Raw genomic sequence first — 5,828 nt, 5'->3', positions numbered from 1 at the left:
GCCTATTCAACTTCGCGAGGGACGACCCACGAACCGCTCAAGAGTCACGCCCCCGAACTTCGGAAACTCGGAGCCTCACACCCGAACTCCAGACAACTCCGAGCGTCGCCTGAAGTAGGCGCGGTCGTCGCGCATCAACCGGTAATCATGGGCCCGCGTCGGCCTTGCCCGCACTGCCTATTCACCCCGGATAAGCGAGAAGGGCTCCCCGTTGGACGGGGAGCCCTTCTCGGTGCGTTGTGGGCTATTCGCCTACCGCGCGGCGCTCGCGGGCGCCGGCGGCGCGCTGGCGGGTGGCGCGGGCCTCGGCGGCGTCGAAGAGGTCGAGGTGCTCGAAGAACGGGTCCTCGTCGTCGGATTCGACCAGGACGGCGCGGCGCAGCTGGGTGCGGGTCTCGTCGCGGTCGGGGCGGGGGCGTTCGCGCGTGCGTCGCTCGTCCTCGGCGTCGGACTCGGTCTGCTTGCGGGCCGCGCGGGCGGCGCGGCGGCGGCGGATGTCCTCCTCGAGGCGGACCTGCTTGCGTAGGTAGGCGAGGTAGGCGACCAGCACGGTGCCCGACAGCGCGGAGAGCCACCACAGGATCGAGGAGATGGCCAGGCCCGAGGCGGCGAACAGCAGGACGGCGAGCACCAGGCCCAGGACCGCGCGCTGGCGGAAGGTGTAGCGGGCCGCGCGGGCGGCGGCGTCGGCCTCGGGGTCGAATCCGCCGCGTCCACGCCGGGACGGCACGAAATCCTCGTCCTCGTCCTCGTCGTCGGATTCGAGTTCGGGTTCCGGCTCCGGGTCACGCAGGGCGGGGGCGCGGGAGGCCCGCTTGCGGGGCTCGGCCGCCGCCGCGTCGGCCACGGCGACTTCCGGCTCAGCGTCGTCGGTCTCTGCCGCGGCATCCACGGTCTCGGATTCTGTCTCATCCGTGGCGGTTTCGGGGTCGGTCTCGGATTCCGCTGCGGCGGGCTCGGATTCGGCGGCGTCCGCGTCCGCGTCGTCGGCGTCCTCCGGGTCGGTCGAATCCGTCTCGGGCTCCGGCAGTTCGGCGCTCACCGCGGCGACGACCTCGTCCTTCTCGGCTACGGCTGCTGCCGTCTCGGCCGCGACGGCGGCGGTGAGGGCTTCCGGTTCGGCGGGGCTGTCGTCCGATCTGGTCATCCGATCCTCCGGATCCTCGCTCGGGTGAAGCTTTCTGCGAACCGGCACGTAGTCCGGGTCGGTGTCATGTCCGGTCGCCGGACCTTTCCTGGTGCTTCGCTTGGCACCACCGCGATGCAACACTCGTGTCGAGAGGGCGGCGTCGGTGTGCTGCCGGATGCGGGGATGGCGATTGGCCAGCATCGGGAAGAGCACGAAGACCCAGAGCACCACCAACCCGATCCACAAGATCGAATTCGGCATTGGCCCTTACACCTCCGTCCCGCCCTGTTGTCTGTCCCTTCTGATCGGAAAACAGACGCACCACCGACGTGCGTAGGTTAATTCCACGCCGTGGGTATTCCCCTCAGGCGCGCCGACCACACACGCAACACTAGTCACACGAATTCGGTCGCGAAAACTCTCACACGCCGCGCTCAGCGAGTTATCAGGCTTTGCTGGCGCGCCCCGCGCGAATCAGCCTGTCCACCACGGTCCCCGAAACCTCCTCGACCGTCATGCCGACCAGCAGGTGATCCCGCCACGCGCCGTCCACGTCAAGGTAGCGCTGCAGCATGCCCTCCTCGCGGAAACCGACATTGCGCAGAACCGCCTGACTGGCAAGGTTTTCCGGCCGCACCGTGGCCTCCACCCGATGCAGGCCCACCTCGCCGAAGCAGTGGTCCAGGCCCAGGGCCAGCGCCGCGGTGGCCACGCCCTGCCCGGCCAGCTCGCTCGACACCCAATAGCCGATCCACGCCGACCGCAGCGCGCCACGCACGATATTGCCCACCGTGAGCTGACCGCTGAACTGGCCGTCCACCTCGATGACGAGCGGAATCATGGCGCCGCGCCGCGCCTCTGCCTTCAATGCCGACCACAGCGCGGGCCAATTGCTGGAGTGGTTACGCGCCTCCCACGGGCCACGGCCGGTGGGCTCCCACTTCTCCAGATAATCCTTGTCCCGGACCCGGATCCGGCCCCACGCGGACGCGTCCCGCAGGCGGATCGGCCGCAGCGTGACCGTGCCCGCCGCGACCCGCACCGGACCCAGATGCGCCGGCCAGCCCGGATGCTGGGCCGAACGAAAGACGTTCATCTCCACGCCTCACCCACGCTGAGCCAGGAACGCGACCTGGACCTCGTCACCGGTACGCACCTCGGTGGTCTCGGGGTCGATCACGATGAGGCTGTTGGCCTCGGCCATGGTGGCCAGCAGATGCGAGGACGCCCCGTTCGGGCCGCCCAGCGGCTGCACCAGGTAGTCGCCGGTCTGCTCGTCGCGCATGAGCTGCGCGCGCAGATAGCCGCGGCGGCCCGGGATCGAGGCGATCGGCAGGATGGTGCGCGCCCGCACCATGCGCCGCATGGGGTGGCGGCGGCCCAGCGCGATCCGGATCAGCGGCCGCACCATGACCTCGAAAACCACCAGCGCGCCAACCGGATTCGCGGGTAGCAGGAAGGTCGGCACCTCGTCGCGGCCGAGCAGGCCGAAACCCTGCACCGACCCGGGATGCATGCCGACCCGGGTGATCTCCAGCTCGCCGAGCCCCTCGAGGGCCTCGCGCACCTGCTCCGACGCCCAGCCGCCGACCGCGCCCGCGATCACGACCACCTCGGAGCGGACCAGTTGGCCCTCCACCACGTCCCGCAGCCGCTTCGGATCGGCGCTCACGATGCCGACCCGGTTCACGTCCGCGCCCGCGTCGCGCGCGGCGGCGGCCAGGGCGTAGGAGTTCACGTCGTAGACCTGGCCGGGTCCGGGCGTGCGGTCGATGTCGACCAGCTCGCCGCCCACCGACAGCACCGACAGCCGGGGCCGCGGATGCACCAGCACCTTGTCCTTGCCGACCGCGGCCAGCAGGCCCACCTGGGCCGGGCCGATGATGGTGCCGGCGCGCACGGCCAGATCGCCGGGCTGCACGTCGTCGCCGATACGGCGCACGTAGTCGCCGGAGCGGACCGCCTCGTAGACCTTGACCCGGGCGCGGCCGCCGTCGGTGTTCTCCAGCGGCAGCACGGCATCGGCGAGGGTGGGCAGCGGCGCGCCGGTGTCGACGCGCACGGTCTGGCGGGGCTGGAGGCGGATCGGCTGACGGGAACCGGCCGCCACCTCGCCCACCACCGGCAGGCTCAGGAGCACCGAATTGCCGTCCTCGTCACGGATATTCGCGCCCGCGCCGGCCACATCCACACTGCGCACGGCGTATCCGTCGATGGCGGCCTGGTCGAAGCCCGGCAGGGGGCGCTCGGTGACCACATCCTCGGCGCACAGCAAACCCTGTGCCTCGCTGATCGCGACCCGGACCGGCCGTGGGGCCACGGCCGCGGCGGTCACCTTGATCTGCTGATCCTCAACCGAGCGCATGCCGCCCTTCCGTAGTCGCTCCCGTCCGTCGCCTCATTCGCATGTGGTCAGCTGCGGATTCCAGTCCGGACCGAGCCGCTGCTCGAGCCACTCGCGCAGGGCGGGACCGTATTCCTCGCGTTCCAGAGCGAAATCGACCGCTGCTCGAAGATAACCGCCAGGGTTGCCCAGATCGTGCCGCGACCCACGATGCACTACGACATGAACCGGGTGGCCCTCCGCGATCAGCAGCGCGATGGCGTCGGTCAGCTGCAGTTCGCCGCCCGCGCCGGGAGTGATGCGGCGCAGCGCGTCGAAGATGGCGCGGTCCAGCAGGTATCGCCCGGCCGCGGTGAAGGTGGAGGGCGCCTCGTGCACGGCGGGCTTCTCCACCATGCCGTTGACCTTGAGCACGTCGCACGGGCCGTCGGGCAGTTCCTCGACGTCGAAGACGCCGTAGGCGCTGACCTCTTCCTTGGGCACGTCGATCGCGCACAGCACGGAACCGCCGTAGGTGTTCCGCACGTTCGCCATCAGCTCCAGCACGCCGCCGGGCAGCACCAGGTCATCGGGCAGCAGCACCGCGATGGCGGTCTCGTCGGCGTCGAGCACCGATTCCGCCTGCGCCACCGCGTGACCCAGGCCGAGCGGCTCCTCCTGCACCACCGAGGTGACGTCGAGCAGGGCGGGGGCCTTGCGCACCTTCTCCAGCAGATGGAACTTGCCGCGCTCGGCGAGGGTGCTCTCCAGCACCAGGTCCTCGACGAAATGCGCGACCACACCGTCTTTCCCGGGCGAGGTCACGATCACCAGCCGATTGGCGCCGGAATCCGCGGCCTCGGCGGCGACCAATTCGATGCCCGGGGTGTCGACCACCGGCAGCAACTCCTTGGGAACCGTCTTGGTCGCGGGCAGGAACCTGGTGCCGAGCCCGGCCGCGGGGACCACCGCGGTGCGGAAGCACGACTCGGTTCCGCCGCCAGTAGCTGTCATGAATTTCACCCTATCCATCCGTCATATGCCCGAGAGTGGCTCGTGGCCGCCTCGATATCCCCGAGAGCCTAAGGGGCGAGGACGGCGGGAGCGCACCGAACGCCGGACCGAAGCACATCTGACAGACCGAAACGCTCAATTCATACGACGCGCGGCATGCTGTGACCTCCCCCGTACCCAGCCATTGTCAACTGCCATCGTGAGGATTCCCACAACCGTTCCTATCGGTGAGCGATAGGGGATATCGCTCGGTCACGACCCGAACCGTCTTGGCCGTGGGCGGGTGGTGCTTGCTGCCGGACCTTTCCGGCCGCCCGTGGGGACCGGTGGCGAGACAGGGCTTGCCCTCCGCCTGACGGACCGGACGTGCTGTGCTCGCCATGCTCGAGGGTTGGCCCGGCACGCTCCGCTGTGCGTGTCGGGGGCCGCTCGAGTGACGCGAGAGCTTCACGCCTAGTCCGCGTCGACAGATCGCCACCGCTGCACCGTGACGGACGGTGACTGTGCGACCGGAAGTCATGGATTGTTCATGCAATGGGGGACGCCAACACCGATTCCCGACCTTGCTGGTGTACGCCGGGTCAACCGCAGCCTGACGCCATTGGATCTCGGACCAACCCGCCTCGGCGAGATGGTTACGAGTGCGCCACAACAGTTTTCCGCCCACAACAACCGACGGGCAGCCCTCGGTGAGTGCATGGTGGACGCGCTCGGACCGCTCACGCAAGCTCGCGAGGCGACGTGTCTTCGCGAATCGCTCAACCGTGTCCCGGTAGCCAGCGGTCTTCCCATTGCGCTCCCCTGGCGCCAGCGCGCACCGCGTGGCGAGGGTCGCGATCGCCGCATCCATGCTGCGTGCGTACGCGGCCAGGGCGCGCATCCCGAGCTGGTATTGGTCTTCGACCGATCGGGTGAGCGCACCGGCCCATCTCGAGGAGGTCTCGGCTGTCAGTGCACGCTTACGCGCGGCTCGATACTCTCCCTGCTCCTTTCGGTCCAGTCGGCCCAGCTCCATCCGTGCGGCAAGTTCACGGCGATACAGCCGACCATTGAAATCACCTATCGCACTTACTACTCGGACCTCATCAGGGGTCAGGTGCAGCCGGGTACGAATCCTCGTTCCCGCAGGTGCAGCAATCACGAAGGCTGTTTGAGACCTCACCGCCATCGCTCACCCCCGTTGCCGTGACCGCCACGCTGGATCGACACCACGAGGCTAGACAATCGAACGCATGTTCACTTGGTAATCGAGAAATCCCGATAGCGCTCGGATCGCTGAGCGCGGCCGCCCTAGGGTGGGAGCGTGACGGACGAGCGGGACAAGACGGCGTGGCGCGCGGAGATCCTCGCGCGTCGCAAAGC

General features: G+C 69.0%; 4 protein-coding genes. All 4 read right to left on the bottom strand.

Translation table 11 applies throughout. The features are described from left to right. Positions 1 to 244: 244 nt before the first annotated feature. The 4 genes from glpR to ACFV4K_RS34395 all read right to left on the bottom strand — a co-directional run bounded on the left by glpR (position 245) and on the right by ACFV4K_RS34395 (position 4,466). Entirely contained in the window at positions 245 to 1,390 is a 1,146-nt protein-coding gene (glpR, locus tag ACFV4K_RS34410) for a gephyrin-like molybdotransferase receptor GlpR (protein ID WP_379280488.1), read from the bottom strand. Positions 1,391 to 1,574: 184 nt separating this feature from the next. After that, positions 1,575 to 2,225, bottom strand: a complete 651-nt coding sequence (locus ACFV4K_RS34405; RefSeq protein ID WP_357092247.1) for a GNAT family protein — start codon at positions 2,223 to 2,225, stop codon at positions 1,575 to 1,577. Between the two features lie 9 nt (positions 2,226 to 2,234). Continuing rightward, a complete protein-coding gene (gene glp / locus ACFV4K_RS34400; RefSeq protein WP_357280640.1) occupies positions 2,235 to 3,494 on the bottom strand; it encodes a gephyrin-like molybdotransferase Glp in 1,260 nt (419 codons plus the stop codon). Positions 3,495 to 3,527: 33 nt separating this feature from the next. After that, positions 3,528 to 4,466, bottom strand: a complete 939-nt coding sequence (locus ACFV4K_RS34395; RefSeq protein WP_379280487.1) for a UTP--glucose-1-phosphate uridylyltransferase — start codon at positions 4,464 to 4,466, stop codon at positions 3,528 to 3,530. Positions 4,467 to 5,828 lie beyond the last annotated feature (1,362 nt).

Origin of the sequence: Nocardia sp. NPDC059764, from assembly GCF_042732555.1 — a bacterium.
In the GTDB taxonomy this organism is placed as follows: domain Bacteria; phylum Actinomycetota; class Actinomycetes; order Mycobacteriales; family Mycobacteriaceae; genus Nocardia.
Note: the sequence above shows the minus strand (reverse complement) of the source record. Positions and strands in the feature narration are given on the sequence as shown.

Coding starts and splice junctions, on each gene's coding strand:
- ACFV4K_RS34395 (WP_379280487.1), bottom strand. CDS start 4,466: ATGACAGCTACTGGCGGCGGAACCGAGTCGTGCTTCCGCACCGCGGTG.
- glp (WP_357280640.1), bottom strand. CDS start 3,494: ATGCGCTCGGTTGAGGATCAGCAGATCAAGGTGACCGCCGCGGCCGTG.
- ACFV4K_RS34405 (WP_357092247.1), bottom strand. CDS start 2,225: ATGAACGTCTTTCGTTCGGCCCAGCATCCGGGCTGGCCGGCGCATCTG.
- glpR (WP_379280488.1), bottom strand. CDS start 1,390: ATGCCGAATTCGATCTTGTGGATCGGGTTGGTGGTGCTCTGGGTCTTC.